26 protein-coding genes and 1 tRNA gene are annotated in these 21,899 nt (G+C 64.7%); 15 read left to right on the top strand and 12 right to left on the bottom strand.

Annotation, left to right across the window (positions count from 1 at the left end):
• Positions 1-66: 66 nt before the first annotated feature.
• Positions 67-1,284: an MFS transporter gene (locus A3728_RS17935; protein WP_067926851.1), complete on the bottom strand. Its 1,218-nt coding sequence runs from the start codon at positions 1,282-1,284 to the stop codon at positions 67-69.
• A gap of 76 nt (positions 1,285-1,360) precedes the next feature.
• Here A3728_RS17935 and A3728_RS17930 point away from each other — a divergent pair, with 76 nt between their 5' ends.
• The 3 genes from A3728_RS17930 to A3728_RS17920 are packed head-to-tail and all read left to right on the top strand — an operon-like array spanning position 1,361 to position 3,398.
• Positions 1,361-2,107 carry a precorrin-6A/cobalt-precorrin-6A reductase gene (locus A3728_RS17930; RefSeq protein WP_067926847.1) on the top strand — a complete coding sequence of 249 codons (747 nt, stop codon included), beginning with the start codon at positions 1,361-1,363 and terminating at the stop codon, positions 2,105-2,107.
• Positions 2,104-2,736: a DNA-3-methyladenine glycosylase family protein gene (locus A3728_RS17925; protein WP_067926880.1), complete on the top strand. Its 633-nt coding sequence runs from the start codon at positions 2,104-2,106 to the stop codon at positions 2,734-2,736. The genes A3728_RS17930 and A3728_RS17925 overlap by 4 nt, the downstream gene beginning before the upstream one ends.
• The gene (locus A3728_RS17920) at positions 2,733-3,398 is read left to right on the top strand and encodes an alpha/beta hydrolase (protein WP_067926844.1); all 666 of its coding nucleotides are present in this window, start codon (positions 2,733-2,735) and stop codon (positions 3,396-3,398) included. Before A3728_RS17925 ends, A3728_RS17920 begins: the two co-directional genes overlap by 4 nt.
• On the opposite strand, the gene A3728_RS17915 is transcribed toward A3728_RS17920, so the two are convergent.
• Positions 3,395-3,841 (bottom strand): VOC family protein, encoded by a 447-nt coding sequence (locus A3728_RS17915; RefSeq protein WP_067926840.1) that lies wholly within the window; start codon positions 3,839-3,841, stop codon positions 3,395-3,397. The two genes, A3728_RS17920 and A3728_RS17915, sit on opposite strands and share 4 nt — an antisense overlap.
• 177 nt (positions 3,842-4,018) lie before the next feature.
• Here A3728_RS17915 and A3728_RS17910 point away from each other — a divergent pair, with 177 nt between their 5' ends.
• Positions 4,019-4,603, top strand: coding sequence for an HNH endonuclease (locus A3728_RS17910; protein ID WP_067926837.1), 585 nt, complete (start codon positions 4,019-4,021; stop codon positions 4,601-4,603).
• Between the two features lie 16 nt (positions 4,604-4,619).
• On the opposite strand, the gene xth is transcribed toward A3728_RS17910, so the two are convergent.
• Entirely contained in the window at positions 4,620-5,402 is a 783-nt protein-coding gene (gene xth, locus A3728_RS17905; RefSeq protein WP_067926834.1) for an exodeoxyribonuclease III, read from the bottom strand.
• Between the two features lie 336 nt (positions 5,403-5,738).
• On the opposite strand from xth, the gene A3728_RS17900 reads away from it, so the two are divergent.
• Together A3728_RS17900 and A3728_RS17895 are read left to right on the top strand one after the other, a co-directional pair.
• Entirely contained in the window at positions 5,739-6,005 is a 267-nt protein-coding gene (locus A3728_RS17900; protein ID WP_067926829.1) for a DUF6749 family protein, read from the top strand.
• A 63-nt stretch (positions 6,006-6,068) separates the two neighbouring features.
• Positions 6,069-7,136, top strand: coding sequence for a DUF6902 family protein (locus A3728_RS17895; RefSeq protein ID WP_067926825.1), 1,068 nt, complete (start codon positions 6,069-6,071; stop codon positions 7,134-7,136).
• Between the two features lie 35 nt (positions 7,137-7,171).
• On the opposite strand, the gene A3728_RS17890 is transcribed toward A3728_RS17895, so the two are convergent.
• The gene (locus tag A3728_RS17890; RefSeq protein ID WP_067926822.1) at positions 7,172-7,495 is read right to left on the bottom strand and encodes a HesB/IscA family protein; all 324 of its coding nucleotides are present in this window, start codon (positions 7,493-7,495) and stop codon (positions 7,172-7,174) included.
• An 84-nt stretch (positions 7,496-7,579) separates the two neighbouring features.
• Here A3728_RS17890 and A3728_RS17885 point away from each other — a divergent pair, with 84 nt between their 5' ends.
• The 8 genes from A3728_RS17885 (at position 7,580) to A3728_RS17850 (ending at position 15,305) form a co-directional block, all read left to right on the top strand.
• Positions 7,580-8,755 (top strand): deoxyguanosinetriphosphate triphosphohydrolase, encoded by a 1,176-nt coding sequence (locus tag A3728_RS17885; protein ID WP_067926818.1) that lies wholly within the window; start codon positions 7,580-7,582, stop codon positions 8,753-8,755.
• Positions 8,756-8,893: 138 nt separating this feature from the next.
• Positions 8,894-9,556 carry a hypothetical protein gene (locus A3728_RS17880; protein ID WP_067926814.1) on the top strand — a complete coding sequence of 221 codons (663 nt, stop codon included), beginning with the start codon at positions 8,894-8,896 and terminating at the stop codon, positions 9,554-9,556.
• A gap of 89 nt (positions 9,557-9,645) precedes the next feature.
• Complete coding sequence (argS, locus tag A3728_RS17875; protein WP_067926810.1) at positions 9,646-11,391, top strand: arginine--tRNA ligase; 1,746 nt, start codon at positions 9,646-9,648, stop codon at positions 11,389-11,391.
• A gap of 42 nt (positions 11,392-11,433) precedes the next feature.
• The gene (locus A3728_RS17870; RefSeq protein WP_236628010.1) at positions 11,434-12,528 is read left to right on the top strand and encodes an SPOR domain-containing protein; all 1,095 of its coding nucleotides are present in this window, start codon (positions 11,434-11,436) and stop codon (positions 12,526-12,528) included.
• Positions 12,528-13,547, top strand: a complete 1,020-nt coding sequence (gene nagZ, locus A3728_RS17865; protein ID WP_067926807.1) for a beta-N-acetylhexosaminidase — start codon at positions 12,528-12,530, stop codon at positions 13,545-13,547. The genes A3728_RS17870 and nagZ overlap by 1 nt, the downstream gene beginning before the upstream one ends.
• Positions 13,540-14,322, top strand: coding sequence for a segregation and condensation protein A (locus A3728_RS17860; protein WP_067926802.1), 783 nt, complete (start codon positions 13,540-13,542; stop codon positions 14,320-14,322). The genes nagZ and A3728_RS17860 overlap by 8 nt, the downstream gene beginning before the upstream one ends.
• 7 nt (positions 14,323-14,329) lie before the next feature.
• Positions 14,330-14,986 carry an SMC-Scp complex subunit ScpB gene (scpB, locus tag A3728_RS17855; RefSeq protein ID WP_201722184.1) on the top strand — a complete coding sequence of 219 codons (657 nt, stop codon included), beginning with the start codon at positions 14,330-14,332 and terminating at the stop codon, positions 14,984-14,986.
• Positions 14,987-15,071: 85 nt separating this feature from the next.
• Positions 15,072-15,305: a hypothetical protein gene (locus A3728_RS17850; RefSeq protein ID WP_067926794.1), complete on the top strand. Its 234-nt coding sequence runs from the start codon at positions 15,072-15,074 to the stop codon at positions 15,303-15,305.
• A gap of 23 nt (positions 15,306-15,328) precedes the next feature.
• Here the strand turns inward: A3728_RS17850 and A3728_RS17845 are convergent, their stop codons facing one another.
• From A3728_RS17845 to A3728_RS17810, 8 genes are all read right to left on the bottom strand, one after another.
• Positions 15,329-16,405: a 2'-deoxycytidine 5'-triphosphate deaminase gene (locus A3728_RS17845; RefSeq protein ID WP_067926789.1), complete on the bottom strand. Its 1,077-nt coding sequence runs from the start codon at positions 16,403-16,405 to the stop codon at positions 15,329-15,331.
• A gap of 64 nt (positions 16,406-16,469) precedes the next feature.
• Positions 16,470-16,546: transfer RNA gene (locus A3728_RS17840), tRNA-Pro, on the bottom strand.
• Positions 16,547-16,612: 66 nt separating this feature from the next.
• On the bottom strand, positions 16,613-17,746 hold the full coding sequence (locus A3728_RS17835) for a MerR family transcriptional regulator (protein ID WP_067926786.1): 1,134 nt from the start codon (positions 17,744-17,746) through the stop codon (positions 16,613-16,615).
• A 2-nt stretch (positions 17,747-17,748) separates the two neighbouring features.
• Positions 17,749-18,048 carry an integration host factor subunit alpha gene (gene ihfA, locus A3728_RS17830; RefSeq protein ID WP_067926781.1) on the bottom strand — a complete coding sequence of 100 codons (300 nt, stop codon included), beginning with the start codon at positions 18,046-18,048 and terminating at the stop codon, positions 17,749-17,751.
• 108 nt (positions 18,049-18,156) lie between these two features.
• Complete coding sequence (locus A3728_RS17825; protein WP_067926778.1) at positions 18,157-19,128, bottom strand: beta-ketoacyl-ACP synthase III; 972 nt, start codon at positions 19,126-19,128, stop codon at positions 18,157-18,159.
• Positions 19,125-20,201 carry a phosphate acyltransferase PlsX gene (gene plsX / locus A3728_RS17820; RefSeq protein ID WP_067926774.1) on the bottom strand — a complete coding sequence of 359 codons (1,077 nt, stop codon included), beginning with the start codon at positions 20,199-20,201 and terminating at the stop codon, positions 19,125-19,127. Before plsX ends, A3728_RS17825 begins: the two co-directional genes overlap by 4 nt.
• A gap of 52 nt (positions 20,202-20,253) precedes the next feature.
• The gene (gene rpmF, locus A3728_RS17815; protein ID WP_067926770.1) at positions 20,254-20,460 is read right to left on the bottom strand and encodes a 50S ribosomal protein L32; all 207 of its coding nucleotides are present in this window, start codon (positions 20,458-20,460) and stop codon (positions 20,254-20,256) included.
• Positions 20,461-20,654: 194 nt separating this feature from the next.
• Entirely contained in the window at positions 20,655-21,227 is a 573-nt protein-coding gene (locus A3728_RS17810; RefSeq protein WP_236628097.1) for a YceD family protein, read from the bottom strand.
• 86 nt (positions 21,228-21,313) lie between these two features.
• On the opposite strand from A3728_RS17810, the gene A3728_RS17805 reads away from it, so the two are divergent.
• Complete coding sequence (locus A3728_RS17805) at positions 21,314-21,778, top strand: outer membrane protein assembly factor BamE (RefSeq protein ID WP_067926766.1); 465 nt, start codon at positions 21,314-21,316, stop codon at positions 21,776-21,778.
• Positions 21,779-21,899: the final 121 nt, after the last annotated feature.

Here is a 21,899-nt window from a genome sequence, read left to right as displayed (position 1 = left end):
TCTGAAAATACTTTGGGGGGCGGGGCGGAGGCCCCGGGGGGCAAAGCCCCCTGCGCTGTCCCGACGTTATCTGGCCACCGCTTCATCCCGGGGTCGCAGGACTAGCCAGATCAGCGATCCCCCCGCCAGCGCCAGAAACGGGATCATCGCGAGGTTGACTGCGGCCCAGCCCTGCGCCGCAGTGCCGCCCGAACAATTCATCAACCCGCCCGAGGCGAGCGAGGCCAGTGTCACCCCGCCGAAGACCATGAAATCGTTCAGCCCCTGCATCCGGCCCCGTTCATGCGGCGCATGGGCGCCCGCCAGCATGGTGGTGGCGCCGATGAAGCCGAAGTTCCACCCCAGACCCAACAGGATCAGCGCGACGAAGAAGTTCGGCAGTGCCACGCCCGCCAGCGCCACGATACCGGCGCCCGCAAGGATCGCGATGCCGAGCCCCATGATCCGTTCGACTCCGAAGCGCGCGATCAGATGCCCGGTGAAGAAGGACGGAGCGAACATCGCCAGCACATGGCCCGTCACCACGTCGGAGGCATGGCCCACGTCGTAGCCTGCACCCACCACCGCCAGCGGCGTGGAGGTCATCACGAGGTTCATCAGCGCATAGGACACCATGGCGCAGATCACCGCCACGGCGACGCGCGGCGTGCGCAGCAGCTCCATCCGGCTGCGGCCCCGGGGCGCGTCCTGTGCAGGGACGGGCGGGCGCGGAATGTCGATGAAAAAGAAAAGTGCGCTGCCCAGCAGGTTGACCGCGATAACGGCAAGGTAGGTCCCGAAGAAAGGGATCACATAGGCCTCTGCCGTCAGCTTCACGACCTGCGGCCCGATAATGGCCGATACGAGCCCACCCGCCATGACATATGAAATCGCCTTGGGCCGAAAGGCTTCGGAGGCAGTGTCAGCCGCCGCGAAGCGATAGAAACCCTGAGCGGACATGTAGATGCCCGTCAGCAGGCTGCCCAGCAGGAAGACGGGAAAGGAGGCGGTATAAAGCCCGTAGGCCCCGATCGCGCCCCCCGCCGCACCACCGAGCGTGCCGAGCAGAAAGCCCGCGCGCCGTCCGAAGCGCTGCATGATCGCGGAAATGGGCGTGGCCGCCAGCATGGAACCGAGCACGATCATGGAAATGGGCAGGGTTGCGAAACAGGGGTTTCCGGCCAGCGACGTACCCGCAAGACCGCCGATGACGAAGATCATCGGCATCTGCGCACCCAGAAAGGCCTGCGCGGCCACCAATACGCCGACGTTGCGCCGGGCGCGGCTGTCGTTTTCCATTTCCATGGCAAATCCGTATCCCCGGCCTGAGGGCGGGGCAAGCCCTTGCGCACGGGCGGAGTGCACCGCAATATCGCCGGCGATGAAGGATCGTTCAGCCCTGTTATTGCTTTCGGGCAGCGCCGAAGCGCAGGCTTTGCGGCCCGACCTGATGCGCCTGCCGCAAAGGATTCACGTTCTGGCGGCTGAACGGCCCCGTAACGCAGGCTCCGGCCCCGATACCGGGGTGGAGCTGCGCCGTTTTGCCGATGCGCAGGCGATGGCGGATTACCTGCAACACCACGATATCGGCGCCATTCTCGATGCGGGCCATGCGTTCGACGGGCAGCAGGCGGCACAGGCCCACGGGGCCGCCGCGCTGCTGGGCCTGCCCTGTCTCAGCCTGCGGCGGCTGCCTTGGGAAACCGGGGCGCGCCCGCACTGGCACCGGGTCGCGGCGATCGCGGAGGCATTGCCGCTGATCCCGCGCGGGGCGCGCGTTTTCTCGGCGACGGGCTGGGCCAGCCTGCAGGAATATGCGGATTTCCCCGGATCGATGCTGCTTCTGCGCCAGACAAGGAGGCATGACAGAGTGCCCCCCTTTGACTTCGTTACTCCGGTCTTCGGTTCGCCCCCTTTTTCGGTGACGGAGGAAATGGCGCTTTTCACCAAGCTGCAAGTGGACGTTCTGATTTGCCGCAACCTCGGCGGGCTGGCCAGCCGGTCGAAGCTCGACGCGGCGGCGGCGCTTGGCTTCACGGTATTGCTCGTCGATCCGCCGCCGCTGCCCCCGGGCGCGCCGGTGGTGCACACCACAGCCGAAGCGCTTGCGTGGGCGCGGGCGCTGTGAGTGTCGGGCGTCTGATCACCTGCGATGCGGATGTGGCTGAAGGCGCACAATGGCTGGCGGCCCGCGAGCCGCGCTTCGACCATGCGCTCAGGGCGACGGGCCCGCTGCCCCTGCGGCTGCGGCCCGCGGGGTTCGAGGCGTTGCTCCGGGCAATCGTCTCGCAGCAGGTCTCCGTCGCCTCGGCAAGCGCGATATCGGGCCGGATGGAGCAGGCCGGGCTGATCGCGCCGGAGGCGATCTTGCAGGCGGGGGAGGAGGGGCTGCGCGCCGCCGGGTTGAGCCGGCAGAAGATACGCTATGCGCTTGCGCTGTCCGAAGCGGGCATAGATTTCGACGCGCTGGCCCATTTGCCGGATGCGGGGGTGATCGAAACGCTCACCGCGCTGCCGGGGATCGGGCCGTGGACCGCACAGGTATACGCGATGTTCTCGCTGGGCCGCCGCGATGTCTTCGCCCCCGGCGATCTGGCCCTGCAGGAGGCCGCGAGGGCGCTCTTTGAACTGGAGGCGCGCCCCACGCCTGCGGCACTCGCCCGGATGGCGGCCCATTGGTCGCCTTGGCGGGCCGTTGCAGCCCGCCTTCTCTTTGCTTACTACCGGGTGAGCAGCAAACGGGAAGGTATTGCATGACAAGGGTATTGAACGCAGAGCGCCGCGAGCCGAAATCGGGGGAAACCCGGTCCGTCGTCGTTTTTCTGCATGGATATGGGGCAAACGGCGCGGACCTTTTGGGGCTGGCCGATCCGCTGGGCGAACATCTGCCCGACACCCTTTTCGTGGCACCCGACGCGCCCGAAGCCTGCGCCGGGGCACCCATGGGGTTTCAGTGGTTTCCGATCCCCTGGATCGATAATTCCTCCGAAGAAGAGGCCGAGCGCGGGATGGTGCGCGCCGTCGATGACCTGAACGCCTTTCTCGACGCATTGATGGTGGACGAGGATGTATTGCCGGAGCAGGTTGTGCTCTTCGGTTTTTCGCAGGGCACCATGATGGCCCTGCATGTCGCACCCCGGCGCGAAGACCCGGTGGCGGGCATCGTCGCCTTTTCCGGTCGGCTGCTTTCCCCCGAAACGTTGAAGGAAGAGGCGCGGGTGCGCCCGCCCGTCCTTCTGGTGCATGGCGACGCGGACGATGTGGTGCCGCCGCAGTCCCTGCCGCAGGCCGCCGAAGCGCTGCAGGAGGCGGGTTGGCAGGATGTCTATGCCCATGTGATGAAGGGAACGGGCCACGGCATCGCGCCCGATGGGCTGTCGGTGGCATTGGCCTTCATGCGCGACAAGCTGGGCCTTTAACCGGGTTTCTGATCGTCCCAGAGCCAGGGTTCGGCGAATTCGACCGAATTGCCTGCCGGGTCCCGCACATAGAGCGAGCGCGCCCCGTTGGGCCAGTCGAAGGCGGTATCGATGGGCACACCGGCTGCCTCCAGCCGCCGGTGCATGGCGTCGATCTCTTCTTTGTTCATCGCGAAACACACATGCCCCGGCCCCGTCGCCCCATGCGGCGGAACCGGCATGCGCGGGTTTTCCGGTGAATGGCTGGTGCGGGCGGGGTCAAACACCAGCAGGACGGAGGCGCCAAGCGCGAAGAACATATGCCGCCCTTCCACATGCTGGAACAGGGGCAGGCCCAGAAGGTCTTCGTAGAAGGCCCGCGCGGCATCCAGATCATTGGCGTAAATCGCCGCTTCGAGGATCGCGTTCGGGGCCGGTGCGGCGGGCAGATCGGGCTTTTCCATAGCAGTGATCCTATCATTCCGCCCTGCTTCTGTCAGCGGCTTGTCGCAGCACGAAACGAAGCCGCGCCACACCTGGATGCGGCCATCAGCGCAGGCAAAATACGGGGCACATCTTTGGCTTGCCAGACTTCGACCACAATATATAGTGGAAGTTAACCGGGCAGGAGCGGCTGACAGATGGACGGCAATTTCAGGACGGAATTCACACGAAACCCTGCGGGCCTGCGGCACCGCCCGGCGCTGGTGCTCAACGCGGATTACCGGCCATTGAGCTACTATCCACTGTCGCTCTGGCCCTGGCAGGAAGCGATCAAGGCCAAGTGGCTCGACCGGGTCGATATCGTGGCCGAGTACGAAGATGTCGTCCGAAGCCCCAGTACCGAACTGAAAATTCCTTCCGTCGTGGTGCTGAAGGATTACGTAAAACCGATGAAGCGCGTGGCATTCACGCGCTTCAATCTTTTTCTGAGGGACGAATTCCGCTGCCAGTACTGCGGCGCGCGGGGGGAGCTGACCTTCGATCACGTGGTGCCGCGCGCCAGTGGCGGTGTCACAAGCTGGCAGAACGTCGTGGCGGCCTGTTCACCCTGCAACCTGAAGAAGGGATCGAAGCCGTTGCACCGCACGGGCATGTCCCTGCGCAAACCGCCCCGTCATCCCGAAGCGGAGGAGTTGCGCAACATCGGCCGCAAATTCCCCCCGAACCATCTGCACGAAAGCTGGATGGATTTCCTTTACTGGGACGCCGAACTGGAAGCCTGACCGGGCAGGGGCCCCGTCAGATATCGAGCTCGGCCCAGACCGGCACGTGGTCCGACGGTTTGTCGCGGCCCCGCACTTCGCGGTCGATCCGGCACTCCACCAGCCGGTCCGCGCAATAGGGTGACAGCAGCAGATGGTCGATCCGGATCCCGTGGTTCCGGTTCCATGCGCCCGCCTGATAATCCCAGAAGGAATAATGCCCCGGGCCGGGCTCGCGGGCGCGGAACGCATCCGTCAGCCCGAGGTTCAGCAGCTCCCGGAACGCCCGGCGGGCTTCTGGCCGGAACAGCGCATCCTCGCGCCACGCTTCGGGGTTGGCCGCGTCTTCGGGCTGGGGGATGATGTTGTAATCGCCCGCCATCAGGAAGGGCGTTTCCGCCGCCAACAACGCCTCGGCCCGGGTTTTCAGCCGGGCCATCCAGGCGAGTTTGTAATCGAACTTGGGGCCGGGCGCCGGGTTGCCGTTTGGCAGGTAAAGCCCGCAGACCCGCAGCGCATCCTTGTCGCCCACAATCGTTGCCTCGATATAGCGCGCCTGTTCGTCGGCATCGTCCCCGGGCAGGCCGCGGCTCACATCCTCCAACGGCAATTTCGAGAGGATCGCCACCCCGTTGAAGCCCTTCTGGCCGTGGGTTTCGACGTTATAGCCACGGTCTTCGAACAATTCCCGCGGAAAGCCTTCGTCAACTGATTTAATTTCCTGCAGCAGGACGACATCGGGCTGCGCTTCGTCCAGCCAGTCGGGCAGGGCGGTCGCGCGGGCCTTGATACCGTTGATGTTGAAGGTAGCGATCTTCATGGGGGCGGTCCTGTCAGTTCAGGCCCAGCAATGCCGCATCGCACCCTCGGATACAAGGCGGCGATTCGCGTGCCAAGCTTGTGGGAGCCAGTCGCCCCTGCCATGCGGCGGCCTTACCTGATGCACCTATGTATAGAATATATCCAGATATATACAATTTTAGATAATGTGGACAACTTTGGGTTCGCAACCGGAATCAACCGGTTGCGATTATGGTTAATGCCATATTTTCTCTAATTAACAATACCTTAACTACTGTTTTCTTGCGGTGCGAGCGTCAGCTGCAAGGCTATTGGTGCGAAACGACAACGCCAAACAGCAGGAAAGGTTCCCAACATGTCCGCTCTTCGTTCCATTGACCTCGACACACCCGTTTCCCTCCCCGACACGCACAGCGGTGCGGGGGGGCATCTCTTCACTTCGGGCTCCGCCCCCCGCAGTTCGTCGATACTCGACGGGGGCGGGACGGCGCTTTTCACCACCAGTTGTGGGCCCCGGATGGCCGCGGGGCAGGGTACCGCGCTCTACACCACAAGCTGTATTGAATCGGGCCGGTCCGCTTTCGACGGCGACGGCGTGGCGCTTTTCACGACCAGCTGCTGAGGCCATGTCACCCCGGGGGGCGCGTTCGGCGCGCGCCTTCCCATGCCGGAAGAGAAAGCTGCCATGTCCAACGTCATCCATGCGAATTTCCTGGCGCAACCAAGGGTATGCGGTGCGCAAGACACCTTTGCCGCGCTGCTGCGCAGTTTCGCGGATCATCGCCAGCCGCGGGACGATGTCTATTGGCTCAAGGAAAACGCCGAACTTCTGGGCATGCTGGCAAGCACCGGCGGGGCCATCCCGGCGGAAGCATTGTCGCCCTATGCCGCCTTCTATGACAGGGCGCCGGCCTATCTGGAGTTCTTTCCGCAGTATTATCGCTTCATCCTGTCCATCTGCCTCGATCTGGAGGATCTGGGGATGGGCGGCGGCCATGGCGCAGCGCTTTGTGCGCAGGCCGCCCGCAACCGCTCCCCCCTTGCGGAGCTTTCCGACCTGCAACGCGGCGAAGCGCAGCGGTTGCTGTCGCGCCGGCTGGATCTGGACGGAGATGCGGCTCTGCGCCAGCGATTGCTGGAATTCGCAGGGGCACGGGGCGGGTTTGCCGTACCCAACCGCAAGGCGGCCTATGAACTGACCCATATCGTTTTCTATCTGTCTGACTATGGCCGCCGTGATCCGGGCCTGCCGCCGGAGGCGTTTGCCAATCTCGATGATCTCGGCCTTCTGGCGCTGCTGGATCGGGACCACGATCTGCTGGCCGAGGTCTGCCTCGCGCTGCGCCATGCGGGGGCCGTGCCTGATCCGTTCTGGGAACAGGAGGTGGATAGCGCCCATGGGGCGATGCGCTGTTTGCCGCTGCATGAACCGTCGGGGCAGGACGATTATCATCCATGGTTGGTAACGGGCTGGTTGCTCCGCCAGAAGGGTGCGCCTGCTTTCGCGCGATCCTTTGCGGGCGGCCCGCTGACGGTCCGCGCACCACAAGAGCCGCCCGGCATCCTGCGGCAAATCTCTCGCTGTCTCTATGATCAGGGCAACGCCCGGGGCGGGGACTGGCATGTGATGAAACGCACCCTGTCGCCGGAGCTTACGCGCGAAGGGCAGGATTTGCTGCAAAGGGCCGAAGGTTCATCGCCACGGTTCGCGGAATTCTTTGCGCGCTTCGCACGGATCCCTCGCGCCGCGTGATCGTCGCGGCAGCCCTTCGGTGCCGGAGGGCAGACTTACATGGAAAACGACGTACCGCAGCCGCAGGCGCTGGTCGCGTTCGGATTGTCGATCACGAAACGCGCGCCGATAAGTTCTTCGGAAAAGTCGATGACCGCATTGGCCAGAAAGGGCAGCGAAACCGAATCCACCACGACCTTCTGGCCGCCGCCTTCGAGCACGAGGTCATCGTCCTTCGGCTCATCCAGCGCGATGTCGTACTGGAAACCGGAACAGCCGCCGCCTTCGACGGCGACGCGCAGGGCCTTGCCTTCGCCTGCGGCGCCGATCTCGGCCAGCCGTTCGAACGCGCGGGAGGTCACTTTGGGCGGAAGGTTCATCAGAAAGGCTCCGAGGCTGCGGTTTCAATCGCTTGGTCCTTGCAATATAGAAACCCGCAGGACAGGCGACAAGGACCGGCGGCAATGCGCGCACCCTATGCCTCTGATCCGGCGCTGGCCAGGGGACGGCTGGTACCGGAGGAGGAAAGCACCTTCCGCTCCTGTTATCAGCGGGATCGGGACAGGATCATTCACGCCTCGGCCTTTCGGCGGCTGAAGCACAAGACGCAGGTCTTCGTGGAGCACGAAGGCGATTATTTCCGCACGCGGCTCACCCATTCGATCGAAGTGGCGCAGGTGGCGCGCACGATCGCCGGGGCGCTGGGGCTGAATTCGGAACTGACCGAAGCGGTGGCGCTGGCCCATGATCTGGGCCATCCGCCCTTCGGCCACACCGGCGAGGATGCGCTGCATGCGCTGATGAAGCCCTACGGCGGCTTTGACCATAACGCGCAGGCCATCCACATCGTCACCTCGCTGGAGCGGCATTACGCCGAGTTCGACGGGCTCAACCTGACGTGGGACACGCTGGAGGGCATCGCCAAGCACAATGGCCCCGTTACCGGGGAATTGCCCCATGCGCTGGCGCGGTACAACGCACGGCACGATCTGGAATTGCATACCCATGCGAGTGCTGAGGCGCAGGTGGCCGCGCTGTCGGACGATATCGCCTACAATAACCACGATCTCCACGATGGTCTGCGCGCGCGCCTCTTCACGGATGACGAAATCGCCGCTCTGCCCATGGTGGGGACGGCCTATGCCGAGGTCGATGCGGCCTATCCCGGGCTGGAACCCTACCGCCGGCGGCATGAGGCCCTGCGCCGGGTCTTTGGTATGATGGTCTCTGACGTGATCGAGACATCGCGCGGGCTGCTGGAAAAATCCGGTGCCAATTCAGCGTCGGATATCCGGCATCTGGGCTATCCCGTGATCCGCTTCTCCGATCCCATCTGGCGGGATCTGCGCGACATCAGGCGCTTTCTTTTCGAACGTATGTACCGCGCCCCCAGCGTCATGGCGAAGCGCGCCGAGGTGACACAGGTGATCGAGGCGCTCTTTCCGCTCTTTCTGGACCGGCCCGATCTGCTGCCGCGCCATTGGGTGAAAGAGATCGCCGCCGCAGGCACCGACCGTCAGGCGCTGGCGCGGATGGTGGCCGATTATATCGCCGGCATGACGGACCGTTTCGCCCTGCAGGAACATGCGCGTCTTTTCGGGGCGGAGGACGCGCAGTCCATCCTGTCGCACGGCGGTTGAATTCCACGGTCCGGCACCTGAAAGGGTTGAGTCCTCTTTGGGGGTAACGCGGGCCCGTGCTAGGCTGTGCCATGGTCGGCGACCCGACCGCTCCGCCCCTGCCGGAACATCCCGGCGCTTTCCTTCGCAGGACGTTGCATGACCGAAGCTGCCGATCTCAGGAACCGAACGGTTGCGGTGCTGCAGGCGCCGCTTGGCCCGGGGCCGCAGCTTGTCCGCCGACTGGCCGATGGCGGCGCCCGCGTGATCGCGATGGGGCAGGGGGAACACGCGCTCAGAACGCTTGCCCGGCATGAGCCTGATCTTATCGAAACGCTCGTGATCGAGCCGGAAGACCGGCAGCGCCTGCGCCTTTTGCGAAAGGCGTGGCGCGACGAGCCGCTGCATGCGGTGGTCAACCTGCTGCCACTGGACCCGGAGGTCGGTATCGATGGGCAGATCACCGCGCTGACGGCGTTGATGCGCAGCATGGGCCGGGGTTTGGCCGCGGGATCCGGTGCGCTCATCTCCATCATGGCGGAGCCTGCCGATCCACTCGCCCTGCATGCGCGGGCCCTCTGCGCCGCGGTAGAGGAGGCCGGCACGGGGCTGGCAGCGGCCTTGTCGCGGCACGGGGTGCGGGTACACAACCTTCGCGCACCCGAGGACCGTGCCGACCGGGTGCTGCCAATGGCGCTGCTGCTCTGCGGCAAGGCCGGGCGCACGATTGCGAGCGGCACCGTTCACATTGCAGACGGCCCCTTTGCCACCCAGCAGAGCGATGAAAGCCCGCCCGCCGAAATGACTGCCGCATCGGCCTGAACCGTCCTTCCCGCCCGCGTCTTCCATCCCGCCCTTGATTGACCGTGCCTGCCCAGATGATACAGGGGCGCGAGACAAGGATATCCGACATGAACCTATTTGCCGACATTCGCGCGCTGGTGGTGGCCACGCTGGAACAGATGGTAGCGCAGGACGCACTGCCCGTGGACCTCAGCTTTGACGCGATCACCGTTGAGCCGCCGCGCGACGCGGCCCACGGGGACATGGCGACCAATGCCGCCATGGTGCTCGCCAAGCCTGCCGGAATGAAGCCGCGCGACATCGCCGAAGCCCTCAGCACCCGGCTCACGGCGGATGAGCGGATCACCTCTGCCGAGGTGGCCGGGCCCGGGTTCCTCAACCTGCGGTTGGCGCCCTCGGTCTGGCAACAGGTCGCGGGGGGTGTGCTGGAAGCGGGCACCGATTTCGGTCGCAGCGCGCTGGGGCAGGGGGTGTCGGTCAACGTCGAATATGTTTCGGCCAACCCCACGGGGCCGCTGCATGTGGGCCATACCCGGGGCGCGGTCTTCGGCGATGCCCTGGCGTCTTTGCTGGATTACGCAGGCTTTGACGTCACGCGCGAATATTACATCAACGACGGCGGCGCACAGGTCGATGTGCTCGCCCGGTCGGTCTACCTGCGCTATCTCGAAGCACACGGGCAGGAGGTCGCCTTTCCCGATGGCACCTATCCCGGTGACTATCTGATCGCCGTGGGCGAGGCGCTGAAGGACAAGGTCGGCGACGCCTATGTCGATGAGGACGAAAGCGTCTGGCTGGAAGAGGTTCGCGATTTCGCAACCGACGCGATGATGGATCTGATTCGCGCCGATCTCGAGGCGCTCGGCGTCGAGATGGACGTCTTCTTTTCGGAAAAGTCGCTCTACGGCACGGGCCGGATCGAAGCGGCATTGGCCGATCTTGAATCCAAGGGCCTGATCTACGAAGGTGTGCTTCAGCCGCCCAAGGGCAAGAAGCCCGAAGATTGGGAACCGCGCGAACAGACCCTGTTCAAATCCACCGATCACGGCGACGACGTCGACCGCCCGGTCAAGAAATCGGATGGCGGCTGGACCTATTTCGCCCCGGATATCGCCTATCACTACGACAAGGTGCAGCGCGGTTTCGATCAGTTGATCGATGTGTTCGGCGCGGACCACGGCGGCTACGTCAAGCGGATGAAGGCGGCCGTCTCGGCCCTGTCAGAAGGTCGCGTGCCGCTGGACATCAAGCTGACGCAGCTGGTGAAGCTCTTCAAGAATGGTGAGCCGTTCAAGATGTCGAAGCGGGCGGGCACTTTCGTCACCCTGCGCGATGTCGTCGATCAGGTGGGCCCCGATGTGACGCGCTTTGTCATGCTGACGCGCAAGAACGACGCGATGCTCGACTTCGATTTCGACAAGGTGCTGGAGCAGAGCCGCGAGAACCCGGTGTTCTACGTGCAATACGCGCATGCCCGGGTCTCCTCCGTCATGCGCAAGGCGGCCGAGGCGGGGATCGCCACGGATGATGCCGTTCTGCGTCAGGCCGATCTGACAAAGCTCGATCATGAGGCGGAACTGGCGCTGCTGCGCAAACTGGCCGAATGGCCCCGGCTGGTGGAAACCGCCGCCCGCAGCAATGAGCCGCATCGCGTGGCCTTCTACCTCTATGAACTCGCCGGGGATTTCCACGGCCTGTGGAACCGGGGCAATGACACGCCTGCGCTGCGCTTCCTGCAGGAAGGCGACGCGGCGACCAGTCAGGCAAAAATTGCGCTGGCCCGGTCCGTCGCGATTGTAATAGCGGCAGGTCTTGGTATTCTTGGAGTCACACCGGCGCAGGAGATGCGGTAAACGCACGCGCGCCGTAGCAGGCAATTCAATCAAGAGACCCGCGTGGCGATTCGACCGGTGGGCAGCGAGGCAGTGATGGCAGATTTCTATTCCTCCCCCGTGGCGGGGGCGCATGGCGTTCATCAGGCATATGAAGACGCCGGAAGTTCGCGGGCCAACTCCTTGGCAAAACTGACGAATTTTACCGGTGCCTTGGTGTCGGTCGCGCTTGTCGTGGGGATCGGCGTCTGGGGGTACAAACTGCTCGCCCGGGACGTAAGCGGCATCCCCGTGGTCCGCGCCGCACAGGGGGAGATGCGGGTGCGCCCCGAGGAACCGGGAGGCCAACTGGCCCGCCATCAGGGGCTTTCCGTCAATGCGGTGGCCGCGCATGGCACCGCCGGTAAGTTCGCCGACCGGCTGATACTGGCGCCTAAACCGCTGGAACTTGCCGAAGAAGACCAGCCGATTGAACCCGCGATGGTTGCACAAGCGCCACAGCCGGGCACCGCAGAAGCGCAGGTGATTCCCGCCTCCGCCGCCGTTCCGGATGTGGCCGAAGCCCTGCGGAATGGCGACGTGAACGAACTCGTCGCCTCCCTCACCGACGGCATCGCGCCCTTGGATGACGAGACCGAAGAAACCGCCGAGGCGGTGGCCACAGTTACGGATGAGATCGTTCAGGAAGTCGAAACCGCAAAGGCGGAAGTCGCCCAGGCGGTGCTCAATGCCCCGGGGGTGAGCAATTCGCTGCGCCCCCGCAACCGCCCCCAGCAGGCAGCACAGGCGATGGTGGTGAAAGCCTCCCTCTCTGCCGAGGATGCCGCCGTGACAGCGGCCATTGACGCGGTGTCGCGCCAACTGTCCGCCGCCGTCACCCGCGAAGTGCCTGCCGATACGATCCCGAAAGGCACCCGGCTGGTGCAGCTGGGCGCCTTCGATTCGCCCGAAATCGCCCGCGAACAGTGGGACAAGCTGAACCGCCGTTTCGCCGTCTACCTCGGCAGCAAGGACCGCGTGGTGCAAAAGGCCACGAGCGGGGGGCGGGTTTTCTACCGCCTGCGCGCAATGGGCTTTGAAGACATCGCCGATGCGCGGCGGTTCTGCTCTGCGCTGGTTTCGGAAAAGGCCGATTGTATCCCCGTCGTCACCCGGTGATGCCTTTCGGCGCGACCATTCTGGATGCGGATAGCCTGCGCCTGACCCCTGAGGAAAAGGCGTTCTTCCGTGCGGCGGACCCTTTCGGCTTCATCCTGTTTTCGCGCAATATCGACACACCTGATCAGGTCCGCGCGCTCTGCGCTGACATGCGCGAGGCTGTGGGCCGCGATGCGGTCATTACCGTTGATCAGGAAGGCGGGCGGGTGCAGCGGCTGCGCGCACCGCATTGGACGGATTGGTCCCCGCCGCTCACCTTCATCGAAGAGGCGGGCGGCGACCCGGCCCATGCCGCTGCCGAAGCCATGTACCTGCGCTATCGCATCATCGGGCAGGAATTGCGCGACGTCGGTATCGACAGCAATTGCGCGCCGACCCTCGATGTGGCGACGGCTGAAACCCATCCCTTCCTGCGCAACCGCTGCTACGGCGAAGATGCCGAAACCGTCGCCCGGCTGGGCCGGGCCGCGGCGGACGGGATGCTGGAAGCGGGTGTGTTGCCGGTGATGAAACATATGCCCGGCCATGGCCGTGCCACGCAGGACAGCCATCTGCACCTGCCCCGTGTCACCGCCCCGGAAGAGGCGCTGAGATCGCGGGACTTCGCCCCGTTCAGGGCGCTGAACGACATGCCCATGGGGATGACCGCGCATATCGTCTACGAAGCGCTGGATGATGCCCCCGCCACGCTGTCGACCCGGATGATGCGGCTCATCCGCGAGGATATCGGTTTCGACAACCTCGTGATGACGGACGACATATCGATGAAGGCGCTTCAGGGCGCGCCCGGCGACATTGCGCGCGCGGCACTGAATGCAGGTTGCGACGTGGCGCTCTATTGCAATGCGTCCTTGGAAGACCGCCGCGCGGTAGCCGATGCCGCCGGGCGGATGACGCCCGAAGCGCAGACCCGCGCGGAACGGGCGCTTGCCGCGCGCCGTGCCCCGGCGGAGGTTGACATTTCCGCCCTCAAGGCCAAGCTGGCCACGCTCACGGGCGGAACGGCGGCGCATGGCTGACACCATATTCGAGCAAGACCGCACCGCGGTGGCCGAACGGCTTGCCGCCGAGGCGCTCATCGTGGATGTGGACGGGTTCGAAGGCCCGCTCGACCTGCTGCTGACGCTGGGCCGCACCCAGAAGGTGGACCTGCGCAAGATCTCCGTTTTGCAACTGGCGCGCCAGTATCTCGCTTTTGTGGAAAAGGCCAAGGCACTGCGGCTTGAACTGGCGGCGGATTACCTCGTCATGGCGGCTTGGCTCGCCTTTCTGAAGTCACGGCTTCTCTTGCCACCCGACCCGGCGGACGAAGGCCCCAGCGGCGAGGAACTGGCCGCCCATCTGGCGTTTCAGCTTGAGCGGTTGCAGGCCATGCGCGACGCCGCCGCCCGGTTGATGGCGCGCGACCGGCTGGGCCGCGACTTTTTCGCGCGCGGCCAGACGCAGGACATGCAGCGCACGCGCCGCGTGACCTATACGGCGACCCTGCTCGATCTGATGCAGGGCTACGCGCGCATCCGCACCCGCGACGAATTTCGCCCCTTCGTGATGGACAGGGATGCCGTCTATACCATGGAACAGGCGCTCGAACGGATGCGCGGTCTTATCGGTTTCGCCGGGGGCTGGTCCGACCTGACCAGCTATCTGCCTGACGGCTGGGGGGCCGATCCGGTGCGACGGCGTTCTGCTACGGCATCGACTTTCGCGGCCTCCCTCGAACTGGTGAAGGAAGGGCATCTCGATATCCGCCAAGCGGAAGCCTTTGCGCCCATAGAACTGCGCAGAAAGGATTAGCTGCGTGATGCAGGACATTGACGAAGAGGAACAAAGTCTGTTCGAAGCGCCGCCCTTGGCGGAACAGGAACGCATGGTGGAGGCGGTGCTTTTCGCCACGTCGGAACCCGTGACCCTGCGGGAGCTGGAATCCCGGATGCCCCATGGCAGCGATGCGGGCGAAGCCATCGCGCTGCTGCGGCGGCGCTATGAGGGGAGGGGCGTGCAGCTGATGAAGGTGGGCGACGCCTATGCCCTGCGCACGGCGCCGGACCTCGGCTTTCTGATGCGCAAGGAAACCGTGGAGCAGCGCAAGCTGAGCCGCGCGGCCATCGAAACGCTTGCCATCGTGGCCTACCACCAGCCCGTCACCCGCGCGGAGATCGAGGAAATCCGCGGTGTTTCCGTTTCCCGGGGGACGGTGGACCAGCTTCTGGAACTGGAGTGGATACGCTTTGGCCGCCGCAAGATGACGCCGGGCCGACCGGTGACTTTCGTCGTGACGCAGGAATTCCTCGATCATTTCGGCTTGGAAAGCGCGAGGGACCTGCCCGGGTTGAAAGAACTCCGCTCGGCCGGACTGTTGGAGAACCGCCCGCCCCCCGGTCATCTGCCGGGGCCCGACGGCGCCGACGACCCGGAGGAGGAGGCGAGCACCGGACAAAGCGAATTGTTCGAGGATTGAGGCTTTCGCGCCGTCATCGGCGGGGTGCCTGAATATCGCCGCAAAACGTACTATATTGGTCATCGAGGCAGAAAGAGAGGGTCAGATGAACGCGATCATCAATATGATCATCCGTCAGGTGATGCGGCGGCTGGTGAACAAGGGTATCGATGCGGGCTTCAACCAAGCGAGCCGCATGGGCAACCGCAAGAAGCGGCAGGACGGTGACGTCGAGCCGCGACCCATGCCGGAGTCGAAGGCTGACAAGCGGCGGGCGCGTCAGTCCGCGCAGCGCGCCAAGCAATCGATGAAGGTTCTGCGCCGGATCGGAAGGTTCTGATCCCGCGCGCTTTCGAATGTGCTTCAGGCAGTTTTGAAGTGCTTGGACAGTTTCAGGCCCTGGCCCTGGTAGTTTGACGCGATGCCCTGCCCATACAGCAGGCTCGGCGCTTCAGTCATCCGCTCGTAAAGCAGGCGGCCCACGACCTGTCCGTGTTCCAGCACGAAAGGCGCTTCGTGGCAGCGCACCTCCAGCACCCCGCGGGAGCCTGCGCCGCCCGCCGGGGCGTATCCGAACCCCGGATCGAAGAATCCGGCATAGTGCACGCGGAATTCGCCCACCATCGCAAGGAAGGGCGCCATCTCTGCCGCGTAGTCGGGCGGGATCGTCACGCTTTCGCGGCTGACGAGGATGTAGAAGGCGCCCGGATCCAGAATAATCTGGCCGTCATCGCTGTGGACTTCTTCCCAATAGGCGCGGGGGCTGTAATGGCCGATCAGGTCCAGATCGATCACCCCGGTATGGGGCTTCGCCCGGTATCCCACCAGCGATGTGCCCGGCAGGCGCAGATCCACCGAAAAGCCGAGCCCATCGTCGATGAGCGGGTCGCCATCCACCAGCGGCGTCTTTTCGTGCAGCACGCGCAGTGCCGCATCGTCGAGCCGCGCCTCGCCTTGGGCGAAACGGATCTGGTTCAGGCGCATGCCGGGACGGACCAGCACCGAAAAGGAGCGCGGGCAAATCTCTGCGTAAAGCGGGCCGGTGTACCCGGCGGGGATTCGGTCGAACTCCACCCCGCCATCGGTGATCACCCGGGTCAGCAGGTCGAGCCTGCCTGTCGAGCTCTTGGCGTTGGCGGCGGCGGAAATGTCCTTCGGCAGATCAAGGCTTTCCATCAGCGGCACGACATAGACGCAGCCCTTTTCCAGCACCGCCCCTTCGGACAGATCGACGCTGTGCATCCCGAAGGCATCCAGCCTGTCACTGACGCGCGCCTTCGCCCCGGCAAGGAAAGAGGCGCGCACGCGGTAGGCCACGGTGCCAAGCCGCAGATCGAGGCTAGCGGGCTGTATCTGTTGGGGTGTGACGGGCGCGATCGCCTGAATGGCGCCCCCGTCGATCATGGCCGAAATCTGCTGGTTCGGGATCACGCCTGACATGGGGGACCTTTCAAAATGACAAACGCCCGCGTCGCAGGGACGCGGGCGATTTGCGAGGGTATTCTGGTCGGGCTAGCAGGACTCGAACCTGCGACCTTCCGTCCCCCAGACGGACGCGCTACCAGGCTGCGCCATAGCCCGACTTGTGGCGGTTCATACCTGATCTGACCCCGCGTGCAAGAGGGAATTGCCGCCCGTTGCATCGCCTCAGCGCGGGAGCGAGCCGTTGCGCATCCCGTCGAGCGCATCGCGCAGCCGTGCCAGCAGCGGTGCCGCCGCCCGCGCCTGTGCATCGGGCAGGTCGGAAAGCCGCATGGCAGCGGCCAGCACACCGGGTTGCGCCGGGATATCTTCCTCGGACGGGAAGGGGGGGAGATCGATATTGCGGGGCTTCGGGGCCGGTGGTTCGGCGGGGGCTTCTGCCTCTGGCGGGCTATCCTCCGCATCGTCGGGCACTGCTTCGGGTTCGTCCAACGCGGGCTCTTGCCCGGTTTCGCGGTCGTCCTCTGCGGCTTCCTTTACCGCCTCCTCGGAAGGGGGGGCTTCTTTCGCGGCGGGTGGAACCTCGACCGCTTCGGGCGCTTCCAATGATGCGTCCTGTGGCTCCTGCGCGCTGCTCTCTGCCTCTTCGGAGGGCGCGGCCGCCGGGGCTTCATCGGTGCCATCGGCCTGTTCGGCAGAAGCGGTGGCCTCAGCATGGTCGAACAGATCGCCGCGTTCCGCCGGGGTGGTCATGGGATTGCGCAGGAAGGCGGGCAGTTCCGCCTGCGGCAGGGGTTCCTCCGCTTCGTCCGCGCGCTCAGCCGCATCTGTCGGCTGTTCCGCTTCGTCCTCGGCGGTGGCGCTTTGGTCATCCGCAGCGGGCGTTTCCTCCTCACCCTCCTCAGCGGCGACCAGGTCGGATATTGCCTCAAGGTCCGGCTCCTCCGCAGGGGCCTCGGGCGCGGGTTCGGCAGCGGTGGGCGGTTCGAAATTCAGCACCACGCCGGTTTCCTCGGGCAGGGGAATCGGATCAGGCGGCGGGGCCGCCGGGCTGGCCGAGCTTTGGACGGGGGGATCCAGACTGTCGAGCGGGCCGGACATCGCCGCGACATGGCTCATCCCCTCTTCCCGGAGGATCTTCTGAACGCCTTTGATGGTAAGCCCGTCTTCGTGCAGAAGCTTCTTGATGCCGCCCAGCAGCAGCATGTCGGCGGGGCGGTAATACCGCCGTCCGCCCGCCCGCTTGATCGGTTTGACCTGACTGAACTTGCTTTCCCAGAACCTCAGGACATGGGCCTGAATTCCAAGCCAATCCGCAACTTCGGAAATCGTGCGAAAGGCGTCTCTTGACTTCGCCATGCTCAGGCTTTGTTGCCGCTGGCGACCCGGTCTTTCATGAGGTGCGAAGGCCGGAACGTCAGGACCCGGCGCGGGTTGATCGGGACTTCCTCCCCCGTCTTGGGGTTGCGCCCCACCCGGGCGGACTTGTCGCGGGCGGAAAACGTCCCGAAGGAGGAGATTTTCACCTGCTCCCCGTTCACCAGCGCGTCGGACATATGTTCGAGCACCGCTTCGACGAGTTGCGCGCTTTCGTTGCGGGACAGTCCCACTTCACGAAAGACGGCCTCGCTCAGATCCATACGAGTCAGGCTCTTGGACATAATAACTCCCGCTTTTGGGGGCAGCATAGGCTACGCGAATTTTTCGAGTCAACAACAGAGCCATCTAAGGCGCTGTTTAGGCATTGATTTAGCAAAAATGCGCCCGGACTACCAGCGCAGAACAACTGCGCCCCAGGCAAGCCCGCCGCCGATGGCTTCGGTCACCAGCAGGTCGCCCTGCTTGATCTGGCCGCTGCCATGCGCCACCGAAAGCGCAAGCGGGATGGACGCGGCAGAGGTATTGCCGTGATCCTGCACGGTGACCACGACGCGCTCCATCGGCAGGCCCAGCTTTTTCGCGGTGCCCTGAATGATGCGGATGTTGGCCTGATGCGGCACGATCCAGTCGATGTCATCCGCCGTGACCCCGGCGCGTTCCATCGCCAGCGTAGCGGTGGAGGCAAGTTTTTCCACCGCGTGGCGGAAGACCTGATTCCCCTGCATCCGCAGATAACCCGTGGTGCCGGTGCTGACGCCGCCGTCCACGTAGAGCAGATCGCGGAACCGCCCGTCGGAATTGAGATCGGTGGCGAGGATGCCCCGGTCCGACGGGGTGCCTTCCGCATCCTGCGCTTCGAGCAGCAGCGCCCCCGCGCCGTCCCCGAAAAGGACGCAGGTGGATCTGTCTGTCCAGTCCATGATCCGGCTGAAAGTTTCCGCCCCGATCACGAGCACCCGGCGCGCCTGGCCGGAGACGATCAGCGCATTGGCGTTGGCGAGCGCATAGACGAAGCCGGCGCAGACGGCTTGAACATCGAATGCAAAGCCCGCGTTCATGCCAAGTTCGGCCTGCACCATCGTGGCTGCCGACGGGAAAGTGAGGTCCGGGGTAGAGGTGGCGAGGATGATCGCATCCACATCCGAGGCCGCGCATCCCGCATCCTTCAACGCCTTGTCGGCGGCGGCGGCGGCCATGGAGGACGTGGTTTCGTCCTCTGCCGCGAAATGGCGACGCTCGATACCCGAACGGGACCGGATCCAGGCGTCATCGGTATCCAGTGTCTTTTCGAATTCGGCGTTTTCCACGACGCGGGCGGGCAGGTAGTGGCCGGCCCCCGCGACGACTGCGCGGATGGTCATGTGACAGTCTCCTCAGCTGGCATTACCGCCGCGACGCGGGCGGCCAGCTTGTCGTTGAACTTGCTCTGCGCCAGTTGCGCCGCGAGCTTGATAGCCGCCGAAACGCCGGTGGCATCGGCGGAGCCGTGCGATTTCACCACCGTCCCGTTGAGGCCAAGGAACACGCCGCCATTGACCCGGCGCGGGTCGACCTTGCGGCGCAGCCGCTGAAGCGAGGTATAGGCGAGCACGGAGGCGAGCTTTGACAGGATGGAGTGTCGGAAGGCTTCGCGCAAGCGGCTTCCGATCATCGTCGCGGTGCCTTCGCCGGTCTTGATCGCGACGTTGCCGGTGAAACCGTCCGTGACGATCACATCCGCCCGGTCGCCCGCGATGTCGCCGCCTTCGACGAATCCCACGAACTCGAACCCGGCGTTGTCTTCCTGCGCCTTGATGAGGTCATAGGCCTCTTTCAACTCGCTCCGGCCCTTGTTCTCTTCGGTGCCCACGTTCAGCAGACCCACCCGCGGGCGGTCGATGTCCATGCTGTTGCGGGTGTAGGACGTGCCCATGAGCGCAAAGCGCATCAGGTCGTCGGCATCCGCGCGCACATCGGCGCCCACGTCGAGCATGACGTTGAATTCCTGCGGATTGGCGGAAGGATAGAGAATCGCGATCGCGGGGCGATTGACGCCCGGCAGCTTGCGCAGCCGGATCATGGATATCGCCATCAATGCCCCGGTGTTCCCGCAGGACACAGCAACCGCCGCCTCGCCGGAGCGGACGGATTCGATGGCGGACCACATGGAGGTGTCCTTGCCCGTCCGCACGACCTGGCTGGGCTTGTCGTTCATGGTCACGACGTCCGCGGAATGGCGAATTTCGCAGCGGCCCTTCAGCTCGGGCCGCTTTTCGACCAGACTGCGCAGCTGGGCTTCGTCACCATGCAGGATAAAGGCAATCTCATCGTTCAGACGGGCAGACACGCTGCATCCCGCCACGACCGCCTCGGGGCCCTGATCCCCCCCCATTGCATCAACGGATATGAGGGTGCGGTGGGGCTTCGCCATGCTGTGATCGGTCGGGGCCGTCATCGGTGCGAATGCCTCATCTGACTGAATTACGACGTGAATTGCCCGTTAAGGTTTAGGCCGCGTCGTTTTCGAGGTCCACCTCTTCGGAGAGCGCAACGACTTCGGTGTCGTCATAATGGCCACAGGCCGCGCAGATGTGGTGGGGACGCTTCAGTTCACCGCAGTTCGAGCACTCGTTCGGGTTGGAGCCTTCGAGCGAATCGTGGGCGCGGCGGTTGTTGCGGCGCGATTTGGAAACTTTGTTCTGTTGGACAGCCATGTCTGGTGCCTTTGCCTTCGGGGCCTATGACGCCTGAGGGCGCGCCGGGCCGTGTTTCGGATCAACTCCCATTCGGGCGTGACGTGCGTGTAGGACCAAGCCTGCACGATGTCCAACCATAAATGGAGTGAGGGCGGCAAAATACTGCGAACGCGGGCCGATGCAAGCAGGAATTCCCGCATAGGGCAGGCGCTTCAGCTTTCGTCGCCTTTCAGCTTGTCCCGCAGGCCGGCCAGCCCGGCGAATGGCTTGGCGTCTTCGTCCGTCATGGGGGCCGTGCCGGGTTCCGCATGGACCATCTGGCCCAATTCGGCCTGATCCTTGCGCGGATAGTCCGGCACTTCGAGGGCGAGCGCCTCGCGCATGACGGCGCCCGGATCGATCCATGCGCCCAGCGGCTCCGTGGTGACGTCGTCGGGCATCTCCACCTCGGCCTCCGGCATCTCCGGCTCCTCGTAGTCGCGCAGATAGCTGCGCTCCACGTCCACGTCGATGCGCGTCGTGACAGGCTCCAGCGTGATGACGCAGGGCTGGACGACCGTGGCACCGAGCCGCCCTTCGAGCCGCCAGTCCCGGGAGCCCTGCGCGACGACGCGCCCTTCGAAGGAAAGCTTGCGCAAGGCCGAAAGCTCCAGTTCGCGGGCAATCGCCTCCAACTCTTCGGCGTCGGGGCGCAGCGCGAAACTGTTGTCCTTGGATTGCGACAGGCCGGAGACGCGCATCGCCGTCTTGGTTTCGGCCCGGGGGCGGGAAGGCGTGTCGGACATGCGCGGCCTGCTTTCGTTTCTTGAATCCTGTGGGGTGCTATGCGAGATAAAAGCCATCACCCCCAAGGGCAAGAGGGCAGACCCAGATGCGCAGCACCGGACGAACCAACGCAACCCGTGCGGGGGCGATCCTTCTGGGCGCCGCGCTGATCCTCGGGGGATGTGCGCCACAATACCAGAATCACGGCTATATCCCGCCTGCTGACCTGCTCGAACAGATCACCGTCGGCGTGGACACCCGCGATACGGTGGCCGCGACCGTGGGCGTGCCCGCCTCGGCGGGCGTGCTGGACAACAGCGGCTATTATTATGTACGCAGCAGGCGCAAGACCGTAGCCTTCTTCGCCCCGCAGGAGGTGGAGCGCGAAGTGCTGGCCATCAGCTTTACGGAAAACGGCGTCGTGCAGAATATCGAACGCTTCGGCCTCGATCGGGGGCGGGTGGTGCCGATTTCGCGCCGCGTCACCAGTTCACCTGTCAGCAACACCTCGTTCCTGCGGCAGTTGCTGGGCAACATCGGGCGTATCGGTCCTTCGGGGCTGTCGGGTTAGGCCCTGTCCCATGACATGCTCGGGGTCGCGCCCGGACAAACCTGATACCGCGGCGGTCCGGTCCGTTCAGCGCGGGCGCTATGTGGTGCGCCCGGCCCAAGGGGAAGGGGACCGAGAGGCG

It is taken from the genome of Sulfitobacter sp. HI0040 (assembly GCF_001634885.1).
GTDB lineage: Bacteria > Pseudomonadota > Alphaproteobacteria > Rhodobacterales > Rhodobacteraceae > Sulfitobacter.
This window is presented reverse-complemented; position numbering and strand designations above follow the sequence as displayed.